This window comes from Streptomyces sp. NPDC038280 (assembly GCF_055600045.1).
In genome coordinates this window covers 164,063-187,129 of the sequence record NZ_JBVJYZ010000003.1, presented here as the reverse complement: position 1 = coordinate 187,129, position 23,067 = coordinate 164,063, and the positions used below count along the sequence as shown (strand labels likewise).

Below are 23,067 nucleotides of genomic sequence, written 5' to 3'. Positions count from 1 at the left end.
AGCATCCTGGGCCCCACTGGCTCAAGCGACTCGGCTTCGTATGTTCCATTGGCCCAGTGAAAGCGGCTCGTGGCGGCCAGGAGACAGGCCAACGGACCATCCCGGACGCACGGGCCGTGTTGTGCCTGGTCCGGGCCACGCGGTCGATTACCCTCCCGGGGCCGTGTTCGACACAATGCGCCCCATGACCGAAATCCGTACGCCCCGCCTCATCCTCCGCCGGTGGACCGATGACGACCTTGTTCCGATGGCCGAGATCAACGCGGACCCCGAGGTGATGCGGTGGATCGGTGACGGTTCGGTCCGTGACCTGGAGCGGACGGCCGAGGACATCGAGCGGTGGGAGGAGGAGTGGGACGAGGAGGGCTTCGGGCTCTTCGCCGTCGAGCTCATCGCCTCCGGCGAGCTGATCGGCTTCACGGGACTGTCCGTACCGCACTACCTGCCGGAGGTGCTGCCCGCGGTGGAGATCGGCTGGCGGCTCGGACGGCCCTTCTGGGGCCAGGGGTACGCCTCCGAAGCGGCCCACGCCGCGCTGGAGTTCGCGCTTCAGGACCGGGGGCTGGACAAGGTCATCAGCGTCGCCCACATCAGCAACGAGGCCTCCGAGAACGTGATGCGCAAGCTCGGCATGGAGCCGGAGCTGGAGACGAACCACCCGGTGTACGGCGTGCCGCTGCGCGTCCACAGCATCGACCTCACGGAGTTCGACGCGTGACCGCCGGCGTCCTGTCAGCGCGTCAGCACTGCGGGACGCCGGGCCCAGGGTCCCTGTCGGTGTTGATGTACCGGCCGGGGGTGTAGCAGCGACTCGGTACGCCGCGCTGAGGGGGCCGGTCTCCCGGCGGCTCGTCGGGAGGGTGGCGCCGTCCGCCATCGCGTAACGGGTCCCGGCATACCCGTCCGCCATCGCGTGACGGGTCCCGACATGACCGTCCTCAACGGCGAGTTGCCGCGGTGACCCGCGGGTTCGCCCAGCGGCAGCCGACGGGCGGCTACGGCTCAGGCGGGGGCCTCCTCGGGCAGGAGCCCCAGCTGGGTGAGGAGCTCGGCCTGGTCGAAGTAGAGCCGGTAGCTGACGATGAGGCCGTCCTGCACCGTGGCGAGGTCACAGCCCCGCACCCGGATCTCCTTCTGCGTCGGGGGGAGGATCTCGCCGGTGGGAAGGGCGATGGGGCCGGTGTTGCGGCCGCCGAAGTACCCCTCGTCGATCGCGGTGTTCCCCGCCTCGTACGCGTGTATCGACTCGAACGACGCCTGCGGAATCATCTCCGCCATCTGCTCGAAGTACTCGGCGATGTTGTCGCGTCCCTGGAGCTCGCCCGCGTCCGGTGTGACGGCGACGGCGTCCTGCGCGAAGCACTCCGCCACGGCCTTGGGGTCCCGGGCCGTCGTCAGCGCCTCGGTGAGCCGGTCCATGACCTCGCGTGCCTGTCCCATGATCCACCTCCTGCGACCCCCGCCGGATTCCGGTCGCCTTCCATTCTCCTCTTCCTGTCTGCGGACTTCCTCCCTGCCGGCTTCCTCCCCGCGCACCGCCCCCGGGACTTCCTCCCTGCCGGCTTCCGCGGACTTCCTCCCGGCGGACCGCGCGGTGACCACCACACGGCCCCCGAAGCGATCTCCGGAGGTCGACAGCCGGGGTGGCATACGATCACCGCTGGCGGTGTCGACCCTCACCGCCGCCCCCGCGCCCATGGAGGTCAACCATGTCCAGGACTGCCGGCGGCCACCGCGCCCACCGCACTGGCACGCTCGTCCCACTCCGCGCCGCCGCGGTGGCCGGGCTGCTGCTCGTCGCGGGCTGTTCCTCCGGGGACGACGGTCCCGGTGAGGCGGCCGGTGGGGTCCCCGTGGTGGAGAAGGGGAAGCTGACCACCTGCACCCATCTCCCCTACCCGCCGTTCCAGTTCGAGAAGGACGGGAAGATCGTCGGTTTCGACGTCGCCCTCGTCGACCTGGTGGCGAAGGACCTCGGTGTCGAGCAGAAGATCCTCGACACCCCCTTCGAGAACTTCAAGACCGGCGCCTTCCTCAACTCGGGCGAGTGCGACCTCGCCGCCGCCGGTATGACGATCACCGACGAGCGCAAGAAGAACGTGGACTTCTCCGTCCCCTACTTCGACGCCACCCAGGCCCTGTTGGCGACGAAGAGCAGCGGGGTGACCTCGCTCGCGGACGTCAAGGCCAAGAAGAAGAAGCTCGGCGCCCAGGCCGAGACCACCGGCGAGAGCTACGCCACCTCGCAGGGCTTCAACCCGGTCGCGTTCGAGAGCTCAGACGCCGTACTGAACGGGCTGCGGACGGGCCAGGTCGACGCGGTCGTCATCGACTACCCCGTCGTCCAGGGCTGGCTGAAGGACAAGGCCAACGCCGACGCCTTCAAGCTCGGGCAGAACATCGAGACCGGTGAGCAGTACGGCTTCTCGGTGAAGAAGGGCAACGACAAGCTGCGCGCCGCCCTCGACAAGGCCATCAAGGACGCCAAGGCGGACGGCACGTACAAGAAGCTGTACGAGCAGTGGATCGGCCCGCTCCCCAAGGGCCAGTCGTGACCTCTCGGCTCACCCGGCGCCAGCGGCGCCGGGTCTCGCAGGGCGTTCAGTACGCGCTGTTCGTGGCGGTCCTGGTCCTGATCGGCGTCGGCGCCGACTGGGACCGGCTGCAGAACCAGTTCGCGCAGAAGGACCTCGCGTCGAAGCTGTTCCCGGACATCATCACGATCGCCCTGCGCAACACGGTGGTCTACACGCTGTCCGGGTTCCTCTTCGGGCTGGTGCTCGGTCTCGTCATCGCGCTGATGAGGCTGTCGTCGGTCGCTCCGTACCGGTGGGTCGCGAGCGTCTACATCGAGCTGTTCCGTGGGCTGCCCGCGCTGCTGATCTTCATCTTCGTCGGTGTCGCGGTGCCGTTGGCGTTCCCGGGGACGGAGATTCCCGGCGGTACGTACGGGAAAGTCGCCCTGGGTCTCGGCCTGGTCGCCGCCGCGTACATGGCGGAGACGATCAGGGCCGGCATCCAGGCGGTGCCCAAGGGGCAGATGGAGGCGGCGCGTTCGCTGGGGTTCTCGCACGGGCGCGCCATGGTGTCGGTGATCATTCCGCAGGCGTTCCGTATCGTCATCCCGCCACTGACGAACGAGCTGGTGCTGCTCTTCAAGGACTCGTCGCTGGTGCTGTTCCTCGGCGTGACCCTGGAGGAGCGCGAACTCACCAAGTTCGGAAGGGACTTGGCGAGCCAGACCGCCAACTCCACACCGATCCTGGTGGCGGGTCTGTGCTATCTGCTGGTGACGGTGCCGCTGAGTTTCGTGGTGCGACGGCTCGAGGCCCGCGCGGCCAGGGCCAGGTGAGAACGGGATGTCACAGATGCCACAGAAGTCACAGGGCTCGTCGAGCGCGCCGGGCTCGGGGAACGAGATCGACATCCGCGGCCTGCACAAGTCGTTCGGTGACAACGAAGTGTTGCGCGGGATCGACCTGGAGATCGCCAGGGGCGAGGTGGTCTGTGTCATCGGCCCCTCGGGCTCGGGCAAGTCGACGCTGCTGCGCTGCGTGAACCTGCTGGAGGAACCGAGCGCCGGCCAGGTGTTCGTCGGCGGCACCGAGGTCACCGACCTCGATGTCGACATCGACGCCGTACGCCGCAACATCGGGATGGTGTTCCAGCAGTTCAACCTCTTCCCGCACGTGACGGTGACCGAGAACCTCACGCTGCCGCAGCGTCGCGTACTGAAGCGGGACAAGGCGCGGGCGGCGGAGATCGCCCGGGAGAACCTCGCCCGGGTGGGCCTTGCGGACAAGGCCGACGCGTATCCCGCGCAGTTGTCCGGCGGCCAGCAGCAGCGGGTGGCGATCGCCCGGGCGCTGGTGATGGGGCCTGAGGTGATGCTCTTCGACGAGCCCACCTCGGCGCTCGACCCTGAGCTCGTCGGGGAGGTCCTCGCGGTCATGAGGGTGCTCGCCGGCGAGGGGATGACGATGATGGTCGTCACCCACGAGATGAGCTTCGCCCGGGAGGTCGCCGACCGGGTCGTTTTCATGGACGGCGGGGTCATCGTCGAGCAGGGACCGGCGGAGCAGGTGGTGGGCGATCCACAGCACCCGCGGACACGGGACTTCCTCAACCGCATCCTGGACCCGGCGGCCGCCGACGAGCCGGGTGCCGGTGGTGAGCCCGGCGGCGCGGTGACCGAGGAAGGTCCCTGACCGCACCTGTCCCTGACCGGATCTCCTCAGGGACGGCGGACCGCGGCCCTCCCGCGGTGGCGCCCTCGTACCCACACCAGCAGGACGAGGGACGCCACCGCAGCGAAGGCGCACCAGGTGGAGACGAACTCCAGGCGCCACAGCAGGGCGCAGATCACCGCTCCCCCTCCGGTGAGAACCCCCAGCAGCCGCAGCGGAGAGTCGCCCGCGAGCAGCAGAGCCCCCACGGTGGCCACCAGGTACCCCGTGACGAGCAGGGGCGCGTGGGGCAGGTCGAGTACGTACCCCAGGGTGTGACCGCGGATCTCCGCCGTCACGGGCCGCGTGGCGAGGCAGTACGCGAGGGCGCCCGCGGTGACGACACCGCCGGCCACCGGGGCCACGAGGCGCCGCCGGGTCGGCGCGTCCGCGGCGAACAGGACGCCCAGCGGCACCCACAGGGGCAGGAGCGGAAGGGCGATCACCGCCCAGGCGAGCGTCGCCGGGCCGGGTCCGCCGCCCGTGCGCCACACCACCGACTCGATGATCTGGTGCGCGCCCAGAAGCAGCGGCAGCGCGGCGAGGGGCACGTCACGGGCGCCGCGTACGCCCGCCAGGCAGGCGACTCCGAACACGGTGATTCCGGCGCCCGCCACGAGGTCGGCCGTCGCGTTCCAGCACATGGGCGCCCCCGATGGCGGACGAGAAGAAAAAACCTGAGAAGTCCGTAATTCTGGTACATCCCTGGAACCGTATGATTTCGGTGGATGTCTTCCCTGGTGACACCACTGTCCCCGTATCACGAGAAATTGGGGGACGTCATGCTTCACCGTCAGCGCCTCGCGGCCGTCGCCGCCGGCATTCTTCTCACCGCCGGGATCGGTGCCACGATCCCCGCCACCGCATCCTCACCGCAGTCGCAGGCCGCGCCGCCCGCGACCGCGCTCGTGGTCAACGCCCGGTGGGCCGGCCACGCCACCTTCGACCGGCTCGTCATCGACGTGAAGGGCACGATGCCTCCGGTCACCGTGAAGCCGGTCAAGGAACTGCGTTACGACGGCTCGGGCAACAAGGTCCCGCTCGCCGGAAAGCACTTCCTGGAGATCAAGCTGTCGCCCGCCGCCGCTCACAATGACGCGGGCAAGTCGGTCTACAAGGGTCCCAAACTGGTCAGGATCGCCCTGCCCAGCCTCAAGGGTCTCGCTCTGACGGGCGACTTCGAGGGTGTGGTCACCTTCGGAGCGGCCTTCGACACCAAGCCCCAGTACAAGACGTTCACGCTGCACTCGCCGGAACGCTTCGTGATCGACATCAGGCACATGCCCGGGTGCCGCGCCTGACAGGGAGGGCAGCGCCGGGCAGGACGAGCGGGGCCCGGATCGTGCGGGGCACGGTCCGGGCCCCGCGCGGCCGAGCGGCTGCTCCCGCACCCACGCAGGCTGGAAGGGGTGAGCCATTGGTACAGTCGATGTCTGAACTGCTGGGCCGTGAGGAGGCCGACGGACCGTGGCGGTGGACGAACTCGACACCCGAATTCTGCGGTTGCTCATCGAGCAGCCCCGCACCAGCGTGCGCGAGTACGCGCGGATCCTCGGGATCGCCCGCGGCACCCTCCAGGCCAGACTGGACAAGCTGGAACGCGACGGGGTGATCACCGGCACGGGGCCGGCCCTCTCCCCCGCCGCGCTCGGCCACCCGGTGCTCGCGTTCGTCCACATCGAGGTCACCCAGGGCCATCTGGACGAGGTGGGTGACGCGCTCGCCGCCGTCCCGGAGATCGTGGAGGCGTTCTCGATCACCGGCGGCGGGGACCTGCTGACGCGGGTGGTCGCCCGCGACAACGGCCATCTGGAGGACGTCATCCAACGCCTGATCCAGCTGCCCGGGGTCGTGCGCACAAGGACCGAGATGGCGCTGCGCGAGCGGGTGCCGCACCGGCTGCTGCCGCTGGTGGAGGCGGTGGGCCGGGCGTCCGCGAAGGGTGCGGGCCGGCGCCCCTGATCCGGCCCTCTTGAGATGCTGGGGTCCATGAGCACTCCGCGCACCCCGGTCGTCTTCGATCTCGACGGCACGCTGGTGGACAGCGAGCCGAACTACTACGAGGCGGCCCGCCGTCTCCTCGGGTCGCACGGTGTCGAGGACTTCACCTGGGAACGCCACACGGAGTTCATCGGCATCGGCACGCGCGAGACCCTGGAGATCCTGGGCCGGGAGTACGGGATCGGCACACCCGTCGACGAGCTGCTGGACCGTCTCAACCGGACGTATGTCGAGCTGGCCCGGACGCGGACCGAGGTGTTCCCCGAGATGCGGAAGTTCGTCGAGCGGCTTCACGCGCACCAGGTGCCGATGGCCGTGGCGTCCGGCTCGTCGCTCGCGGCGATGCGCGCCGTCCTCGACGGCACCGGCCTGGAGGCTCATCTGACCACGCTGGTCTCGGCCGAGGAAGTGGAGCGGGGAAAGCCGGAGCCGGATGTGTTCCTTGAGGCGGCGAGGCGGCTCGGCGTGGAGCCGGCCGCGTGCGTGGTCCTGGAGGACGCGACACCCGGAGCGCTCGCGGCGCACGCGGCGGGGATGCGCTGTATCGCGATCCCGTACATGGCGGCGATGGCGGACGATCCGGCGTTCCGGACGGCGGAACTGCTGTTCCGCGGCGGCCAGAGCGAGTTCACCGCCGAGGCCGCACTCGACTGGCTTCGCCGCTGAGGACCGGTGTGGTCCTCCGACGTCCGGACCGGGCGAAGCACACCGGGCGGCGTCCAGGGGGTCGGCGTAGCCTGAAAGCGAAGGCTGTCCTCGCGGCGGCAATGTCCGCACGGGCAGCCGGCAAGGAGATGACACGATGGCCGGTCTGATCAGGAAGAGCTTGGAAGCGCCGGAGGAAACCCGCCCCTTCGAGGCGGGTAAGGGGCAGTTGGAGCTGGTCGACATGGGCGGCGCTCCACTGGGGAAGGCCACGTTCCAGCCCGGCTGGCGCTGGTCCGAGCACGTGAAGCCGATCGCCGGCACCGACAGTTGCGAGGCCGCGCACGCCGGCTACTGCCTGTCGGGCCGCATCAGGGTCCGGATGAACGACGGTCAGAGGAGGAGTTCGGTCCCGGTGACGCCATGGTCTGCCCGCCCGGGCATGACGCCTGGGTCGTGGGTGACGAGGCCTGTGTCGTTCTCGACTGGCAGGGCTTCGGCGACTACGCCCAGCGCGCGGGCTGAAGCGCCGCTCGCTCATCGGGGAGTCAGCCGGCGGCGCCGATGACCAGACCGTCACCTTCGCGGGTGTCGCGGGGCGCCTCGGTCCTTGCCGCCGAGGAGGAGCGTTCGGCCCAGCGGGCCGCCGGACCCATCGCGCAGGACGCGATCAGGACGACCCCGCCGAGCAGCAGCCATCCGGGCGTACCCCAGCCCACCAGCAGCGCGGTGAGCACCAGCGGCCCGATCGTGCGGGCGACCGTCACACCCGCGCCGAAGAAGCCCTGGTACTCGCCCACCCGGTCGGCCGGTGCCAGGTCGAAGCCGATTTGCCAGGAGCCGGCCGACTGGAGCATCTCGGACATCACCAGCAGTACCGCTCCGCCGACCAGCGCCGCCGTCGCGGTCCAGGGCGATGCCCCGACGGCGGACAGCGTGAACACCGCGCAGGCGGCGAGCATGATCACGCCCGACCGCAGAACGGCCTTGGCCCCGTCGGCGATTGAGGTGACGCCGCGAGCCGTGCGGACCTGAAGGAACGTCACCGCGAGGGTGTTGAGGACGAACAGCGCCGACACCAGCCACTCCGGGGCCGCGGTGCGCTCCGTGATCCAGAGCGGAATACCGAGGCTGAGCAGCGGCATGCGCAGCAGGAGCACGGTGTTGAGGAGTGTGACGACGGTGTACGGGCGGTCCCGCAGCACGGCGAGGCCGTCCCCCTTGATCTGCGGCACGGGCGCCACGCCGGGCAGCCGCAGCAGGGTGAGCGCGCAGACGAGGAAGCCGGCCGCGTCCATCGCGAAGACGGCGAGATACGCGTCCCGTGTCCCGTAGTGCAGGGCGACGCCTCCGAGCGCGGCACCGATGGCGAGCCCCGCGTTGAGCGTGGACTGCAACTGGGCCAGGACACCGGTGCGTTCCTTCTTGCCGATCAGGCCGGCCAGCAGTGCCTGGCGGGCCGCGGCGAGGCCCGACTGCGCGATGGCGTAGAGGGCCGCGGCGAGCAGGAACATCGGGAACGAGCGGATGACCAGGAAGGACGCGACGGCGGCACTGGTGGCGACGGCGAGCGCCACCGACGCGCCGCGCGGCCCGCGCCGGTCCGCCACCCGGCCGAGCGGCACCCCGACGACCGAACCGATGGCCCACGCGATCGTCAGCCCGAGGCCGACGCGCGCCGGGGCGAGACCGATGACGTGCGTGAAGTAGAGCGCGGAGGTGACGTAGTAGGCGCCGTCGCCGATCGAGTTGCCGAGCTGGGCGAGGGCGAGGATCCGAGGGGCTCCTGGGGCCGGAAACAGCCGGTGCGATGTCTTCACGGCCCCCAACCTAGGCCCGGGTTGGCCCCATTGGCAGGACCATTTCCTCGCATTGAACGTGGGCCATTTCGAGGCGGCGACTCTCGCCAGGGACCGCCCGGGACGGCCTCGGCACCGCCCTTCGACCGCCGTGCGGTGCCGTCCGCGGGCGACCTCGCCTCAGCTCTCGGGCGTCTGCGGAGTCGGGGGCAGCGGGGCGGGGCGGCAGGTGAAGCCGAGGCCGGTCAGGGCGCGGGTCACCTCGGCGGCCGTGAAGTCGCGGCGGTCCTGGCGGGTGATGACCTCGCCGACCTGCTTCACGGGATAGGTCCGGCGGCCGATGATCACGCATTCGCCGGTGACCGGCTCGGGCTTCTTGCCCTTCATCGCTTCCTGCACTTCGGCCTTGGTGAGATCGAAGGGATAGCGGGCGATGACGAAACGCATGGTGCCTCACAGGGTGTCGCGGACGGGGCGGGTGGAGCGAAGGGACAGCGCCGCCGGGGTGTTGGCGGCACTGTCCCGGGGGTCTACGCGGTACGGCGGATCCGGGCGGCCTTGCGGGCCTCGGCGGCCTGCCGCGCCTCGACGGCTCGACGGGAGTTGCCTCCCGAGCCGCCGGACCGCCCCGTTCCGAGACCGCGGAACGGGGTGCTGCGGGGGCGTTCCGAGACGGGGGACGCTCCGCCGAGGGGCACGCCCGAGGGGGCCTGGGCGCCGGTGATCCGGCTCAGCTCGGCCTCGCCGGAGCGGACCTGGGTGATCTGCGGGCGGATGCCCGCGTCGGCCATGAGGCGGGCCATGTCACGGCGCTGGTTGGGGGTGACCAGCGTGACGACGCTGCCGGACTCGCCGGCGCGGGCGGTGCGGCCACCGCGGTGGAGGTAGTCCTTGTGGTCACTGGGCGGGTCGACATTGACGACGAGGTCGAGGTTGTCGACGTGGATGCCACGCGCCGCGACGTTGGTGGCGACCAGGGCCGTGACGTCGCCGGTCTTGAACTGGGCGAGCGTACGGGTGCGCTGGGGCTGGGACTTGCCGCCGTGCAGGGCCTCGGCCCGTACGCCACTCGCCCGCAGGTGCCGGGTGAGCTGGTCGACGGCGTGCTTGGTGTCCAGGAACATGATCACCCGGCCGTCGCGGGCCGCGATCTCGGTCACGGTGGCGTACTTGTCCGCCGGGTGCACGTGCAGGACGTGGTGCTCCATCGTGGTCACCGCGCCCGCCGAGGGGTCGACCGAGTGGACGACCGGGTCGTGCAGGTACTGGCGGACGAGGAGGTCGACATTGCGGTCCAGGGTCGCGGAGAACAGCATCCGCTGGCCGTTGGGCCGTACCAGGTCGAGCAGCTCGGTGACCTGCGGCATGAAGCCCATGTCGGCCATCTGGTCGGCCTCGTCCAGGACCGTGATGCTCACCCGGTCCAGGCGGCAGTCCTTGCGCTCGACGAGGTCCTTGAGCCGTCCCGGCGTGGCGACGACGACTTCGGCGCCGCCGCGCAGCGCGCTCGCCTGGCGGCCGATCGACATCCCGCCGACCACCGCGGCCATGCGGAGCTTCAGCGACCGGGCGTACGGAGTGAGCGCGTCGGTGACCTGCTGGGCCAGTTCCCGGGTGGGGACGAGCACGAGCGCCAGCGGCTTGCGTGCCTCGGCGCGCTGCCCGGCGAGGCGGGCGAGCACGGCCAAGCCGAAGGCGAGGGTCTTTCCGGAGCCGGTACGGCCCCGGCCCAGCACGTCACGGCCTGCGAGGGAGTTCGGCAGCGTCGCCGCCTGGATCGGGAACGGCACGCTCACGCCTTCGGCCGCCAGGGCGGCCAGCAGCGGAGCGGGCATGTCGAGCTCCCCGAAGGCCTCGGCGGCCGGCAGGGGCGGGGTGACGGTGACGGGGAGCGCGAACTCACCCTGCGGCGCGGAGGGACGGCGACCGTTTCCGCCGGTGCGGGGACCGGGACGGCCCTGCCCCGTGCGGGCAGCCGCGTAGCGGTCGTTCGTGCGAGCTGAGCGGTTCATGAAGAACCTTCCTCGATATGGCACGTATCGAGGAATTCTCGGCGAAAATGAATTTCCGAAGAATTGCAGGAACGAGCCGGGTGAAGACTGAAATGAAGCAGGCCGCCCATGACCGGAATGCCACCGGATGGGACGGCCGGGCCCGGCTCATGCCGGGCGGACATCAACGAGCTGGGGCCCGCACCCCTGGTGCGGGCCCCAGCTGCGTAGTGCGTCAGCGTCAGGCGGGAACGATGTTCTCGGCCTGCGGGCCCTTCTGGCCCTGCGTGACGTCGAAGTTCACCTTCTGGCCCTCCTGCAGCTCACGGAAGCCGGACGTGGCGATGTTCGAGTAGTGGGCGAAGACGTCGGGGCCGCCACCGTCCTGCTCGATGAAGCCGAAGCCCTTTTCCGCGTTGAACCACTTGACGGTGCCAGTTGCCATGTCATATCTCCTTCGGGGCTGTGCCCGGGGACCCGCACTGTGCGGACCCCGGCGTCGCCGTGATGATTGCCCCATCCGGAAAGAAAGCACCGGAAATACAAAAGTGTCCGACGGCCGGAGCCGTCAAAATTTCACGTTTATGGGAACCACAACTGCAACTACCTCAACAGTAGCACGGCGGAAATTTACGAGCCGGGGGAAAATGTCCTCTCCGGCTGGGCCGGATGGGCGAACCCGCGAGGGACACGAAGGAGAAGACTGGTATGGGGTCCGCCGCCGGCACGTCTGATCGCCTCCGGCATGCGCAACTCGGTGATTGACCACGCCGCCGCGGAGGCCCACGGCGCTACCGTCTGCGGCACCGCGAGCTCCGCCACCCCGCCGGTCGAACTCACCTGGGCCCTCCTGCTCGGCCTGGCCCGGGGCCTCGTGGCCGAGAACACCGCCCTGCGCGAGGCCGGGCCCTGGCAGAGCACCGTCGGCGCCGATCTGCACGGGCGCCGGCTCGGCCTGCTGGGTCTCGGCAAGATCGGCAGCCGGGTCGCCCGGGTCGGTCTCGCCTTCGGCATGGAAGTGGTGGCCTGGAGCCAGAACCTCACCAAGGAGCGCGCCGACGAGGCGGGGGTGGAGCTCGCCCCCTCCAAGGACGAGCTCCTCGCGAGCAGCGACTTCGTCTCCGTACATCTGGCACTCGGAGACCGCACCCGTGGCCTGCTCGGCGCGGCGGAGCTGGCCCTGCTCAAGCCGACGGCGTACCTGGTCAACACCTCACGGGCGGCGATCGTCGACCAGGACGCCCTGCTCACCGCTCTGCGGGAGGGCCGCATCGCCGGCGCCGGCGTCGACGTCTTCGACATCGAGCCGCTGCCCACCGACCACCCGCTGCGCTCGGCTCCGCGCCTGCTCGCCACGCCGCACCTGGGCTATGGCTCCCGGGCCAACTACGCGACGTACTACGGCCAGGCCGTGGAGAACATCCAGGCGTTCCTGGCCGGCGCCCCGGTGCGCCGTCTGGGCTGAGGGCCCGCGGGGCGCGGCCTCGAGGGGCGTGGGTCAGAAGTCCGCCCGCGCCCGGACGTCGGCACGCCCCACGGACTCCAGTCCGTAGATCGTGCAGTACAGGCGCCGGATGTACTCGATGTCGGCGTCCACGTCCGGCGCCTCCGTCACGGGGTAGAGCACCGTCAGCTCGTACGACCGCTCCCGGTTGATGTCCCCGTCCTTGTCACGCCACTGACCGCGTCCCTCCTGAATGGTCAGCCCGGACGGGAAGCGCGGGGTGATCACGTCGGCGACGAACTTCATGAACTGCTCGTCGGTGATGGGCGGGTTGCCGTTGTGACGGCCGGTGCCGAAGTAGAGATGGGTCGACACATACGGGCGGCCCCGCTCGACGGCGGGCTGCTCGGCGGACACCGAGGCGGCCGGAGTGCCGAAGACCACTTCGGACACCGGTGCTCCGGAGGCGAAGAGAAGGACGACCGCTGCGAGGACAGCGGCCGCGGGCGTGGATATCCGTATGTGTCTCATCGAGTCCCTGTCTGTTGTGCGTTCTGGAGATCGCGGGTGTCCGCGGGGGTGTTCACAGTGGAGGGTGGGTCGGGGGCGCCGGGGCGGCGAGGCATTCCAGCAGGAAGACGGCCGCGTCCCGCAGGGCCGCGGGAGCCTCCGGGCGTCGGCGCAGTCCGGTCGCCGTCCTGGCGAGCGTCTCGGTCGTCCGTACGGACCCGATGGCCGCGGCGCGGGGAGCGAGCTGCCCGATGAGGTCCTCCGCCTCGCTCCAGGCACCGGCGCCCGCCAGGGCCGCGAGGAGTTCCGCCGTGAACAGGTGGCGGTAGGAGGGACCGGGTGCCGTGGCCGCCTGGTGCAGAAGGGGCAGGGCGCGGTTCCACCGGCGGAGCCTGGCCATCACCCAGCCCTCGTGGCCGGTCAGTTCCGTCTGGTCGATCCACCACGCCCAGTGCGGGTCGCGGCGGGAGACTCCGTCCAGGAACCGGCTCTGGGCGTGGGAGATCAGCTCCACGGAGGCGTGCTGGTCGCCCAGCATGGCGACCGCGTGCGCTTGGCGGATCAGAACGAGGCCGGCGACCCTGGCGGGGAGAGCGCGCGGACCGCTCACGCGGGCGGCGGTGTCCAGGGCGGCCCTGGGCCGGCCGGTATGGGCCTGGAGCATGCTGTGGTTCAGCAGGACCAGCCGGGCCGTGGAGCGGTCACCGCACAGTTCCGCCAGGGCCAGGGAGCGCGCGTTCATGCGTGCTGCCTCGCGGTGGAACCCGGCGTCGAAGAGGATCCAGCCGATGACCTCGCACAGCTCGGCCAGGGCGGCGAGCCGGTCGCTGCCCTTGCCGCGCAGACTGCCCGGGGCGGCCGAGAGGTCCGGGACGCGGCGCAGGGCCTCGCGTACGGCGGGCACCGCGGCCGTCGCACCGTGTTCGGCGTCGAGGGCCACGAGGCGCTCAATGGTGTGGACGGCCAGCGGGAGCACCCGTGCGTCGTCGGGGTCCTCGCCTGTCACCGAGGTGCGGGGCGGGCCGGCCGGGGCCGGCTCCGTCATGACAGGAGACCGGCGTCGGCGCGCCCGGGACGGCCCTGGCCGAGAGCGGTGAACGACGAGGCGACCTTGGTGAGCCACTCCACCTCGTCGTGGAAGTCCTCGTAGGGCGGGCGCTCGGGGATGTCGGAGGCGTCGGCCTGCTCGGCCCGCTCGTCGGCCGGGCGGCTCAGTACGGCACGGACCTGCAGCGCTTCACCCAGGGGCGAAGTGGGGTCCTCGGGGAGTTCGAGGGAGCGGGCCACCCGGGAGAAGTCCGCGAGCGAGAGCGAGGTGCGGAGCATCAGCTGCCCGTCGCGTATCTCGATGACGCGCCGGTAGAGGCTGTAGTGCACGTCCCGGGGCGGGATGAGGTCGCGCGGCCAGGACCGCGGCGGGTCGAGCGCGATGTCCGGCGACGCCTGGTAGAGGGCCCACCACAGGGGGCGCAGGCGCAGGTAGGAGCGGTAACTGCGGATCCAGCCCAGGGCGCGGGTGATGCGGGTGCCCCAGGAGGGAATGGTCCAGCCGGTGATCTGGAGCAGGGCGCCGATGCTGCCGCTGCTCCACTGGATGGGGTCGAGGCCCGATCCGTCGAAGTGCAGCCTGGTGCCGGCGATCTGGATGCCGCGGGTGACGCAGTACACCAGGATGAGGCTCGCGCCGACGGTGACGGTGCGCATGCCGACCGCCAGCCACTGACGGTTGGCCATCTTGGTGAAGCGCAGGGACAGGCGCACGGTCTCGAACTGTCCCACGGCGCAGATCAGCAGGTAGAAGGACATGTAGAGGGCGTATCCGCCGTCCTGGATGCTGAGCAGGATCGTCGACGTCGCCGTTTCGGACTGTGCCACGGGACCGACGACGAACGAGGCGATCACGAGGACGCAGAGCGCGGCGCCGAAGAACAGCACGCGGTGGCGCGCCATGCGCCGGGCCTCGGCCGGCGGGGACGACCAGTAGACGAGGACGACCTGCTGGGCCGCGGTGAGCACCACCACCGCCACCTGGGTGATCAGTGAGGTGATGTTCGGCAGCCCGAAGAAGGCGGAGATGTGCAGCCGCAGGAGGTCGAGGTCGACCAGGAAGCTGATGCCGGAGCAGAGGAAGTAGACGCAGAGCGCCCACAGGGCGATGTCCTGCTTTCGGCGCAGCAGGTCCGGGAGCCGGTAGGCGAACGCCGCGAGGCCGCCGATGGCGCAGACCCACGCGAGGATTCCGTAGATCACGCTCATCCCTGGTCCGGCTTCCCGAGGCCGTTCTCGATGCGCGCGACGATCTCGGCGGCCTCGTCGGGCACGCCCCAGGCAGGTTCGGTCCATCGCTTGGTGGCCCGGGCCAGGATCAGCGACGCCATCGTCTCGGCCTCCAGTTCCTCGTGGTCGCTGTAGCGGGAGCGCATCAGCATGCTCCGTACGGCCGCGGGGTCGACGTCCGAGAACAGCTGGGTCGAGTCGTTCTGATCGAGTTGCACGGACCCTCGGTGGTCGAAGGCGATGTGCGCCAGTTCATGGGCGATGATGTGTTCCTTGTGCGACGGCGAGGCGGCCTTCTCGAAGGCGATGACGTCGAAGTCGTCCATCTTGAGCCAGAGGCCGAACAGATGACGCTCGGGGAAGGGCGCCGGCACCAGATGGATCGCGCGGTCGCGCTGGACGGTGAGATAGGTGTGGAGTTCGTCGATGCCGCACCCGTGCTCCATGCCCCACTGGCCGAGCAGTCCCTCACAGGTCTGGCGGACCTCCCTGAGGCGGCGCCTGAGCCGCCTGTCCGCGGAGGACGGTGACGCAGAGCCAGGTAACTTCATCCTCAGTCCTCCGGCGAACCCCAGCGGTCGCCCTCGCCCGGTCACGCTGTTGTCCGCGCCTCCGGTCAGCGCGAAGAACGACGACTCTCCGCCTCGACGCGCCTGCGGCCCAGGTCTCTTGATCCCCGAGTGGACAACGCGGCCATGATGCCACACGGTCAACTGGCCACTGCGCTGGGTGAGTTCCGTTCCGGCCATCCTGGTGCGCGGGATGCCGTCCCTTACCTCGGCGGGCCACGTCGTACGCTCGCGGCCCGGGAGCGGCCCGGGCGATTTTCGGCCATGCCCTATTGATTTTCAGGCGACGCGGTGGCACAGGCAGTTGGCGGAGAAGCCCGCCGATACGCGGGACGCGTCAGCCCAGGAAACTCAGCCGCACCCGCCGCTCCGGGTTGTCCTTGTTGGTGTCGACGAGGCAGACCGACTGCCAGGTCCCCAGCTCCAGGCGCCCGGCGAGCACCGGGAGGGTGGCATGGGGCGGGACGAGGGCCGGGAGGACGTGGTCACGGCCGTGCCCCGGGCTGCCGTGCCGATGTTGCCAGCGGTCGTCGGCCGGCAGGAGGTGATGGAGGGCGCTGAGGAGGTCGTCGTCGCTGCCGGCCCCCGTTTCGAGGATGGCGAGGCCGGCCGTGGCGTGGGGGACGAAGAGGTTGAGCAGACCGTCCCGGCCCGCGGCCGTGCGTGCGAGGAACTCCTCGCACGCGTGGGTCAGGTCCGTCACCGTCTCGGAGCGGCCTGTGGTGACATCGAGGATCTCGGTGCTGAAGACATCGGGCATGGGAACAGTCTCGCGCCCGGTGCGCGGTATCCGGGCACCGACATCTGACTCCCGCCCGGATCGCCGAGGCGGTCGCGGGAAGATCCGGACGCGTCGCGCGGTTGGTGGAATCGTGAACGATTTCGGGGTACACGAGGTGGACGTCGTGGTGATCGGCGCCGGTCAGGCGGGGCTGTCCGCCGCCTACCATCTGCGGCGCGCCGGTCTCGAGCCGGACCGGGACTTCGTCGTCCTCGATCACGCGCCACGGGCCGGCGGCGCGTGGCAGTTCCGCTGGCCCTCGCTGACGTACGGCAAGGTCCACGGGATGCACGCGCTGCCCGGCATGGAGCTGACCGGGGCGGACGGCAGCCGCCCGTCGTCGGAGGTGATCGGCGGGTACTTCACCGCGTACGAGGAGGCGTTCGACCTACGGGTCCACCGCCCGGTGGATGTGACGGCGGTGCGGGAGGGCCGGGACGGGCGGCTTCTCGTCGAGACCGCGGGCCCGTCGGACGGTACGTACGCGACGCGGGCCCTGATCAACGCCACGGGTACCTGGGACCGGCCGTTCTGGCCCCGGTATCCGGGCCAGGAGACCTTCCGCGGGCGGCAGCTGCACACGGCGGACTACCCGGGCCCCGAGGATTTCGCCGGGCAGCGGGTCGTCGTGGTGGGCGGCGGGGCGTCCGGCACCCAGCATCTGATGGAGATCGCCGACACGGCGGCGGAGACGACGTGGGTGACGCGCCGGGAGCCGGTCTACCGGGACGGTCCGTTCGGCGAGATGGAGGGCCGGGCGGCCGTCGCCATGGTGGAGGAGCGCGTACGGCGCGGGCTGCCACCGCAGAGTGTGGTGTCGGTGACCGGGTTGCCGCTCACGGACGCGATACGGGCCGCACAGGCCAGAGGCGTCCTCGACAGGCAGCCGATGTTCGACCGGATCACCCCGACGGGTGTGGCCTGGGCCGACGGCCGCACGGTGGACGCGGACGTGATTCTGTGGGCGACCGGATTCCGCGCCGCGATCGACCACCTGGCACCGCTGAAGCTGCGAGAGACGGGTGGGGGCATCAAGGTCGAGGGCACCAGCGCGGTGCGCGACGAGCGCATCCATCTGGTCGGGTACGGGCCTTCGGCCTCCACGATCGGCGCGAATCGCGCGGGCCGCGCGGCCGTGACCGAGATCCGACGCCTGCTGCGGCGCGGAACGGTCCCGGCCGGGGCCGGAGAGACGGTTCCGGCCTAGTCGGCACCGGCGCCCCCGCACCACTGACCTTCTGGGCCCTTGGGAGTGTCCGGAAAGTATGGCCGTCCGCCCGAAGGGCGGGGCGCGCGGCGTCCGGTGCGTGCGATCGCAAGGCGCCGGGATGCCCTCGTAGCGGAGCTACTCGGGCATGTCGGCAACGCGGCGAGCGTGCGTGCAGGGCGTCGCACGCCAGGCAAGATTTTCCGGACACGACCTTGGGCCTCAGGAAGCCGTCCGTGCCAACTCCGCGTCTCCCCGCACCAGCGCGGCATAGCGGCCGTCCCGGTCGAGCAGCTCCTCATGGGTGCCGCGCTCCGCTATGCGTCCGCCTTCGAGGACCACGATCTGGTCCGCGTCGCGGACGGTGGAGAGACGGTGGGCGATGGTGATCGTGGTGCGACCGGCGGAGAGCGCGTCAATGGCCTGCTGCACGGCGTACTCGGTACGGGTGTCCAGGGCGCTGGTCGCCTCGTCGAGGATGAGCACCGGCGGGTCGCGCAGGATCGTGCGCGCGATCGCCAGGCGCTGCTTCTCGCCGCCGGAGAAGCGGTAGCCGCGCTCTCCGACGAGGGTGTCGTATCCGTCGGGCAGCGAGGCGATGTGGTCGTGGATCTGGGCCGCGCGGGCGGCCTCCTCGATCTCCTCGTCCGTCGCGTCGGGCTTGGCGAAGCGCAGGTTGTCGGCAACGGAGGCGTGGAAGAGGTAGGTCTCCTGGGAGACGACGCCCACCGCGCGGGCGAGGGTGTCGAAGTCGAGGTCGCGGACGTCGACGCCGTCGAGGGTGACGCGGCCGCCGGTCACGTCGTACAACCTCGGCACGAGGTAGCTCAGGGTGGACTTGCCGGAGCCGGTCGGGCCGACGACCGCGAGCGATCCGCCCGCCGGGACGGTGACGTCGACGCCGGACAGGGTCGGGCCGTTCTTGGTCTCGTAGTGGAAGTCCACGTCCTCGAAGCGCACGGCTCCGCGGATCTCCTCCAGCCGGACGGGCTTCTCGGGCTCGGTGATGTCGACCGGAAGGTCGAGGTACTCGAAGATCCGCTGGAAGAGGGCGAGCGAGGTCTGGATCTGCACTCCGGTGGAGAGCAGGCTCACGGCGGGCCGGAAGAGGCCCTGCTGGAGCGAGACGAAGGCGACCAGGGTGCCGATGGAGATCGCGGGCGCGCCCGCCCCGAGGGTGAGGCCGGCGGCCCAGTAGATCAGGGCGGGCATGGCGGCCATGACGATGCCGATGGTGGACATCCGCCACCGTCCGGCCATGGAGGCGCGCACTTCGAGGTCGACCAGGCGCTCGGACTCACTGGCGAAGGACGTCGTCAGGGAGTCGGCCCGGCCCATGGTGCGGCCGAGGAGGATGCCGCTGACGGAGAGCGACTCTGTCACTGTCGCCGCCATCGCCGCCATCTGCTTCTGGCGCTGCGTGGTGATCTTCTTGCGCTCGCGGCCCACCCGGCGGCTGATCCACACGAACAGCGGCAGCAGGAGCAGCGAGACGAGCGTGAGCCGCCAGTCGAGCGCGAGCATCGCGACGACGGTGGCGATGACGGCCGTGAGGTTCGAGACGAGGGACGTCGCGGTGGAGGTGACCGTCGCCTGCATGCCGCCGATGTCGTTGGCGATGCGGGACTGGACCTCGCCCGTGCGCGTCCGGGTGAAGAAGGCGAGTGGCATGCGCTGCAGCTGGGCGTAGACGGCGGTGCGCAGGTCGTGCATGACGCGCTGGCCGACGGTGGTGGAGATCAGGGTCTGGAGCACACCGAAGACGCTCGTGACGACGGCGGTCGCGATCATGCCGAGGGCGAGCAGGCTGAGCAGGCCCGTGCGGCCCTGCGGGATCGCGGTGTCGAGGATCTCGCGCAACAGGAAGGGCGAGGCGACCGAGACCAGCGAGGAGGCGGCGACGAGCAGGCCGACGACGGCGAGCCGGCCGCGGTAGGGGTGGAAGAGCCGGACGATGCGCCGCAGCTGGGCCGGCGGCTGGTCGGGTTCTCTGGGGGGTGGTGTCCAGTCGGACTCTGCGTGGATGCGCATGGGCTCCTTCGTAGGGATCGGGACCGCCGTGACGGTACGTGGCGCGGGGAGTTCGGGGCTCCACGACGGTGAAACGGGAAGAGCTTAGCTCATTGTTACCTATACTCACAATGAGCGGGGTCCTGATATTGTTCCCCGCATGAGCACCCCCGACGCCGACGGCCTGCTGGCCGAGCAGCTCCTGCGGCTGACCCGCCGGCTCCACCGCATCCAGAAGCGCCACCTGGAGCCGGTCGGGATCACCCCTGCGCAGTCCCGACTGCTGCGCACGGTCGCCCATTACGAGGCACCGCCGCGGATGGCCGATCTCGCCCAGCGTCTGGAGGTCGTGCCCCGCGCGGTGACCACCCTGGTGGACGCCCTGGAAGCGGGCGGCCGGGTCCGCCGGGTCCCCGATCCGACGAACCGCCGGGTGATCCGTATCGAGCTCACGGACGAGGGACGCGCCACGCTGCGGCAGCTGCGCAGCGCGCGCCGGGCGGCCGCAGAGGACATCCTTGCTCCATTGACCGTCGATCAGCGGGAGGTGCTCGGCGGGCTGCTGTCCGCTCTGGTCGACGTCGCGCCGGAGCGCCGCTGCTGAGCCGTTGCCGAGCCGCTGTCGAGCCGTAGTGGGTGCGCGCCGACGGGTGCGTACGCCACCGCCGAGGGGACCGTGCCATGCCACTGCTGGAGCCCAATCCGCAAGCACTCCGTCCGGGTGGCACGCGGGGTCCGTCCTCCGACCGGGTTCCCGATCTCCACGCCCATGGCACACCCACTCCCCTGCGCGCCGAGCTCGGCGCGCTGCTCGGACCCCACAAGGTGCTCTGGAGGATCTCCGACCTCGTCAGATACGCATCCGACGCCAGCCCGTACCGCTTCATCCCGCAGGTCGTCGTGGTCGCCGAGGACATCGACGACATCTCCACCGTCCTTTCGTACGCGCACGGCAAGGGGCGCGAGGTCGTCTTCCGGGCGGCCGGGACCAGCCTCAACGGCCAGGCGCAGGGCGAGGACATCCTCGTCGACGTGCGGCGCCACTGGGCGGGCGTCGAGGTCCTGGACGGCGGCGCCCGGGCCCGTATCCGACCCGGGACCACCGTCGCCCGGGCCAACGCGGCGCTGGCCCGACACGGCAGGGTCCTCGGCCCCGACCCGGCGAGCGCCGTCGCCTGCACGGTCGGTGGAGTCGTCGCCAACAACGCCTCGGGGATGACCGCCGGCACGGCGCGCAACGCGTACCGGACCGTCTCGTCGCTGACCTTCGTCCTGCCCAGCGGCACGATGGTGGACACCGGAGACCCGACCGCCGACGACGTGCTCGCCCGCGCCGAGCCCGTGCTCTGCCGGGGGCTTCTCGCGCTCAAGGCCGAGATCGAGGCCGACGCCGCCCTCACCGCCCGCATCCGCGCCAAGTACGAGATCAAGAACACCCACGGCTACCGTCTGGACGCCTTCCTCGACGGCGCCACGCCGGTGGAGATCCTGCGGGGGCTGATGGTGGGCTCGCAGGGCACGCTCGGCTTCCTCTCGGACATCGTCTTCGACACCCTGCCGCTGGACCGCGAGACCTCGTCGGCGCTGCTCTTCTTCCCGTCCCTCGCGTCGGCCGCCGAGGCCGTCCCGCTCTTCAACGAGGCGGGGGCCGTGGCCGTCGAGCTGATGGACGGCAACACCCTGCGGGCCTCGGTCAGCGTGCCCGGGGTTCCGGCCGACTGGGCGGAGCTGCCCCGGGGGACCACGGCGCTCCTGGTCGAGTTCCGGGCGCGCGACACGGCCGCCCTGGAGGGCTTCGAGGCGGCAGCAGCCGAGGTCCTCGCCCGGCTCGACACGGTCGCGCCGGCCGCGTCTGTCACCAACGCCTTCACCCGCGACGCGCGGACCGTCGGCGGCTACTGGAAGGCCCGCAAGGCCTTCGTGACGGCCGTCGGCGGCTCCCGCCCTGCCGGTACGACCCTGATCACCGAGGATTTCGCCGTGCCGCCGGGCCGCCTCGCGGAGGCCTGCGAGGCGCTGGTCGCCCTGCAGGAGCGGCACGGGTTCGACGCGGCCGTGGCGGGCCACGCCGCCCACGGCAATCTGCACTTCCTGCTCGCCTTCGACGCGGCCGACCCCGCCGATGTCGCGCGCTACGCCGCCTTCATGGACGACTTCTGCCGGCTGACCGTGGAGCGGTTCGACGGCTCGCTCAAGGCGGAACACGCGACGGGCCGCAATCTCGCGCCGTTCCTGGAGCTGGAGTGGGGGCCGAAGGCGACGGCGCTGATGTGGCGGGTCAAGCAGCTCATCGACCCCGACGGGGTCCTCGCGCCGCGGGTGGTCCTCGACCGCGACCCGCACGCGCATGTGCGGGGACTGAAGACCATGCCCCGCGTCGAGCCGCTGGTCGACGCGTGCATCGAGTGCGGTTTCTGCGAACCGACGTGTCCCAGCGGGGACCTGACCACCACTCCGCGTCAGCGGATCGCCCTGCGGCGGGAGATGATGCGCCAGGTGGACGGCTCCCCCGTCGAGGCGGGGCTGCTGGCGGCCTACGGCTACGACGCCGTTGACACCTGCGCCGGTGACTCGACGTGCAAGCTCGCCTGTCCGGTGGGGATCGACACGGGTGCGCTCATGAAGGACTTCCGCGCCAAGCGGCATACCCGCGGCGGGCGGCGGATCGCCGCGCTCGGCGCGCGGAGCTTCGGGGCGGTGGAGGTCTCCGCGCGGCTGGCGGTGGCGGCGGCGGACGTGCTCGGCGAGCGGTTCGTCCGGTCGGTGACGGGCCTCGCCCGGATGGCGGTCCGCCCCGACCTCGTACCGGAGTGGCTGCCGGAGATCCCCGGCGCGGCCGCCCGCGAGCTGCCGCGTACGAGCAGGCCCGACGCGGTCGCCGTCTACTACCCGTCGTGTGTGAACCGGATCTTCGGCGGGACCGTGGAGACGGGCGGCCGCTCGCTCCCCGAGGCCGTGGTGGCGCTCTCGGCGCGGGCCGGGAAGCCGGTCTGGATCCCGGACGACGTCCCGGGCACCTGCTGCGCGACCATCTGGAACTCCAAGGGCTACGACGCGGGCAACGCGGTGATGGCCAACCGGATCGTCGAGGCCGCCTGGGGGTGGACGGCCGGCGGGCGGCTCCCGCTGGTCGTCGACGCCTCCTCGTGCACGCTGGGCATCGCGCGCGAAGTGGTGCCGTACCTCACCGACGACAACCGGGAGCTGCACGCCGAACTCACCGTCGTGGACTCCCTCGTGTGGGCCGCGGACGAGCTGCTCCCGCACCTCACCGTGGTCAGGAGGGTCGGCTCAGCGGTCGTCCACCCGACGTGCTCGATGCGGCACCTCGGCGACGAGGACCGGCTGACGGCGATCGCCGCGGCCTGCGCCGAGGAGGTCGTGGTCCCGGACGACGCCGGCTGCTGCGCCTTCGCGGGTGACCGGGGCATGCTCCACAAGGAACTGACCGCGTCCGCGACGGCCCGCGAGGCGGCCGAGGTGACCTCCCGCCCCTTCGACGTCCATCTCTCGGCGAATCGCATGTGCGAGATCGGGATGGACCGGGCGACGGGCCGCCGCTACTACTCGGCGCTGCTGGAACTGGAGCGGGCGACGCGCGGCTGAC

General features: G+C 70.9%; 22 protein-coding genes and 2 pseudogenes. 12 read left to right on the top strand and 12 right to left on the bottom strand.

The window, feature by feature from the left end:
• Window positions 1-184: 184 nt before the first annotated feature.
• Window positions 185-718, top strand: a complete 534-nt coding sequence (locus ACZ7J0_RS09195) for a GNAT family N-acetyltransferase (protein WP_470885477.1) — start codon at window positions 185-187, stop codon at window positions 716-718.
• Window positions 719-1,002: 284 nt separating this feature from the next.
• On the opposite strand, the gene ACZ7J0_RS09190 is transcribed toward ACZ7J0_RS09195, so the two are convergent.
• Window positions 1,003-1,440: a nuclear transport factor 2 family protein gene (locus ACZ7J0_RS09190; RefSeq protein WP_470885475.1), complete on the bottom strand. Its 438-nt coding sequence runs from the start codon at window positions 1,438-1,440 to the stop codon at window positions 1,003-1,005.
• 269 nt (window positions 1,441-1,709) lie between these two features.
• Between ACZ7J0_RS09190 and ACZ7J0_RS09185 the strand changes: the two genes are divergently transcribed.
• From ACZ7J0_RS09185 to ACZ7J0_RS09175, 3 genes are read left to right on the top strand one after another with little or no spacing between them, the layout of a single operon-like run.
• Window positions 1,710-2,555, top strand: a complete 846-nt coding sequence (locus ACZ7J0_RS09185) for an ABC transporter substrate-binding protein (protein ID WP_470885473.1) — start codon at window positions 1,710-1,712, stop codon at window positions 2,553-2,555.
• The gene (locus ACZ7J0_RS09180; protein WP_468707612.1) at window positions 2,552-3,352 is read left to right on the top strand and encodes an amino acid ABC transporter permease; all 801 of its coding nucleotides are present in this window, start codon (window positions 2,552-2,554) and stop codon (window positions 3,350-3,352) included. Before ACZ7J0_RS09185 ends, ACZ7J0_RS09180 begins: the two co-directional genes overlap by 4 nt.
• A gap of 7 nt (window positions 3,353-3,359) precedes the next feature.
• Complete coding sequence (locus ACZ7J0_RS09175) at window positions 3,360-4,208, top strand: amino acid ABC transporter ATP-binding protein (protein ID WP_470885471.1); 849 nt, start codon at window positions 3,360-3,362, stop codon at window positions 4,206-4,208.
• Window positions 4,209-4,234: 26 nt separating this feature from the next.
• Here ACZ7J0_RS09175 and ACZ7J0_RS09170 read toward each other — a convergent pair whose 3' ends face one another.
• Window positions 4,235-4,870: a DUF6629 family protein gene (locus ACZ7J0_RS09170; RefSeq protein WP_470885469.1), complete on the bottom strand. Its 636-nt coding sequence runs from the start codon at window positions 4,868-4,870 to the stop codon at window positions 4,235-4,237.
• 138 nt (window positions 4,871-5,008) lie between these two features.
• Between ACZ7J0_RS09170 and ACZ7J0_RS09165 the strand changes: the two genes are divergently transcribed.
• The 4 genes and pseudogenes from ACZ7J0_RS09165 to ACZ7J0_RS09150 all read left to right on the top strand — a co-directional run bounded on the left by ACZ7J0_RS09165 (window position 5,009) and on the right by ACZ7J0_RS09150 (window position 7,397).
• Window positions 5,009-5,527: an AMIN-like domain-containing (lipo)protein gene (locus tag ACZ7J0_RS09165; protein WP_470886032.1), complete on the top strand. Its 519-nt coding sequence runs from the start codon at window positions 5,009-5,011 to the stop codon at window positions 5,525-5,527.
• Window positions 5,528-5,693: 166 nt separating this feature from the next.
• Window positions 5,694-6,188 carry an Lrp/AsnC family transcriptional regulator gene (locus tag ACZ7J0_RS09160; protein ID WP_470885467.1) on the top strand — a complete coding sequence of 165 codons (495 nt, stop codon included), beginning with the start codon at window positions 5,694-5,696 and terminating at the stop codon, window positions 6,186-6,188.
• A 27-nt stretch (window positions 6,189-6,215) separates the two neighbouring features.
• Complete coding sequence (locus tag ACZ7J0_RS09155) at window positions 6,216-6,893, top strand: HAD family hydrolase (protein WP_470885465.1); 678 nt, start codon at window positions 6,216-6,218, stop codon at window positions 6,891-6,893.
• Between the two features lie 136 nt (window positions 6,894-7,029).
• A pseudogene (locus ACZ7J0_RS09150) lies at window positions 7,030-7,397 on the top strand (cupin domain-containing protein).
• A 23-nt stretch (window positions 7,398-7,420) separates the two neighbouring features.
• Here ACZ7J0_RS09150 and ACZ7J0_RS09145 read toward each other — a convergent pair.
• The 4 genes from ACZ7J0_RS09145 to ACZ7J0_RS09130 form a co-directional block, all read right to left on the bottom strand.
• Window positions 7,421-8,692, bottom strand: a complete 1,272-nt coding sequence (locus ACZ7J0_RS09145; protein ID WP_470885463.1) for an MFS transporter — start codon at window positions 8,690-8,692, stop codon at window positions 7,421-7,423.
• Between the two features lie 159 nt (window positions 8,693-8,851).
• Entirely contained in the window at window positions 8,852-9,118 is a 267-nt protein-coding gene (locus ACZ7J0_RS09140; protein WP_470885461.1) for an SCO5918 family protein, read from the bottom strand.
• Between the two features lie 83 nt (window positions 9,119-9,201).
• Window positions 9,202-10,683 carry a DEAD/DEAH box helicase gene (locus ACZ7J0_RS09135; protein WP_470885459.1) on the bottom strand — a complete coding sequence of 494 codons (1,482 nt, stop codon included), beginning with the start codon at window positions 10,681-10,683 and terminating at the stop codon, window positions 9,202-9,204.
• Window positions 10,684-10,903: 220 nt separating this feature from the next.
• On the bottom strand, window positions 10,904-11,107 hold the full coding sequence (locus ACZ7J0_RS09130) for a cold-shock protein (protein WP_370097065.1): 204 nt from the start codon (window positions 11,105-11,107) through the stop codon (window positions 10,904-10,906).
• A 285-nt stretch (window positions 11,108-11,392) separates the two neighbouring features.
• On the opposite strand from ACZ7J0_RS09130, the pseudogene ACZ7J0_RS09125 reads away from it, so the two are divergent.
• Window positions 11,393-12,127 (top strand): annotated as a pseudogene (locus ACZ7J0_RS09125) (NAD(P)-dependent oxidoreductase); the annotation flags it as partial.
• Between the two features lie 33 nt (window positions 12,128-12,160).
• On the opposite strand, the gene ACZ7J0_RS09120 reads toward ACZ7J0_RS09125, so the two are convergent.
• The 5 genes from ACZ7J0_RS09120 to ACZ7J0_RS09100 all read right to left on the bottom strand — a co-directional run bounded on the left by ACZ7J0_RS09120 (window position 12,161) and on the right by ACZ7J0_RS09100 (window position 16,222).
• A complete protein-coding gene (locus ACZ7J0_RS09120; RefSeq protein ID WP_470885457.1) occupies window positions 12,161-12,637 on the bottom strand; it encodes a DUF3574 domain-containing protein in 477 nt (158 codons plus the stop codon).
• Window positions 12,638-12,689: 52 nt separating this feature from the next.
• On the bottom strand, window positions 12,690-13,661 hold the full coding sequence (locus ACZ7J0_RS09115) for a DNA-binding protein (protein ID WP_470885455.1): 972 nt from the start codon (window positions 13,659-13,661) through the stop codon (window positions 12,690-12,692).
• Window positions 13,658-14,872, bottom strand: a complete 1,215-nt coding sequence (locus ACZ7J0_RS09110) for an MAB_1171c family putative transporter (RefSeq protein WP_470885453.1) — start codon at window positions 14,870-14,872, stop codon at window positions 13,658-13,660. Before ACZ7J0_RS09110 ends, ACZ7J0_RS09115 begins: the two co-directional genes overlap by 4 nt.
• Window positions 14,869-15,444 (bottom strand): hypothetical protein, encoded by a 576-nt coding sequence (locus tag ACZ7J0_RS09105; RefSeq protein ID WP_470885452.1) that lies wholly within the window; start codon window positions 15,442-15,444, stop codon window positions 14,869-14,871. Before ACZ7J0_RS09105 ends, ACZ7J0_RS09110 begins: the two co-directional genes overlap by 4 nt.
• A 355-nt stretch (window positions 15,445-15,799) precedes the next feature.
• On the bottom strand, window positions 15,800-16,222 hold the full coding sequence (locus ACZ7J0_RS09100) for a secondary thiamine-phosphate synthase enzyme YjbQ (RefSeq protein WP_470885450.1): 423 nt from the start codon (window positions 16,220-16,222) through the stop codon (window positions 15,800-15,802).
• A gap of 112 nt (window positions 16,223-16,334) precedes the next feature.
• On the opposite strand from ACZ7J0_RS09100, the gene ACZ7J0_RS09095 reads away from it, so the two are divergent.
• Entirely contained in the window at window positions 16,335-17,450 is a 1,116-nt protein-coding gene (locus ACZ7J0_RS09095) for an NAD(P)-binding domain-containing protein (RefSeq protein WP_470885449.1), read from the top strand.
• 222 nt (window positions 17,451-17,672) lie between these two features.
• On the opposite strand, the gene ACZ7J0_RS09090 is transcribed toward ACZ7J0_RS09095, so the two are convergent.
• On the bottom strand, window positions 17,673-19,481 hold the full coding sequence (locus tag ACZ7J0_RS09090; RefSeq protein WP_470885447.1) for an ABC transporter ATP-binding protein: 1,809 nt from the start codon (window positions 19,479-19,481) through the stop codon (window positions 17,673-17,675).
• Window positions 19,482-19,620: 139 nt separating this feature from the next.
• Here ACZ7J0_RS09090 and ACZ7J0_RS09085 point away from each other — a divergent pair, with 139 nt between their 5' ends.
• Complete coding sequence (locus tag ACZ7J0_RS09085; protein ID WP_470885445.1) at window positions 19,621-20,064, top strand: MarR family winged helix-turn-helix transcriptional regulator; 444 nt, start codon at window positions 19,621-19,623, stop codon at window positions 20,062-20,064.
• 77 nt (window positions 20,065-20,141) lie between these two features.
• A complete protein-coding gene (locus ACZ7J0_RS09080) occupies window positions 20,142-23,066 on the top strand; it encodes an FAD-binding and (Fe-S)-binding domain-containing protein (RefSeq protein ID WP_470885444.1) in 2,925 nt (974 codons plus the stop codon).
• The last annotated feature ends 1 nt before the right edge of the window (window position 23,067 follow it).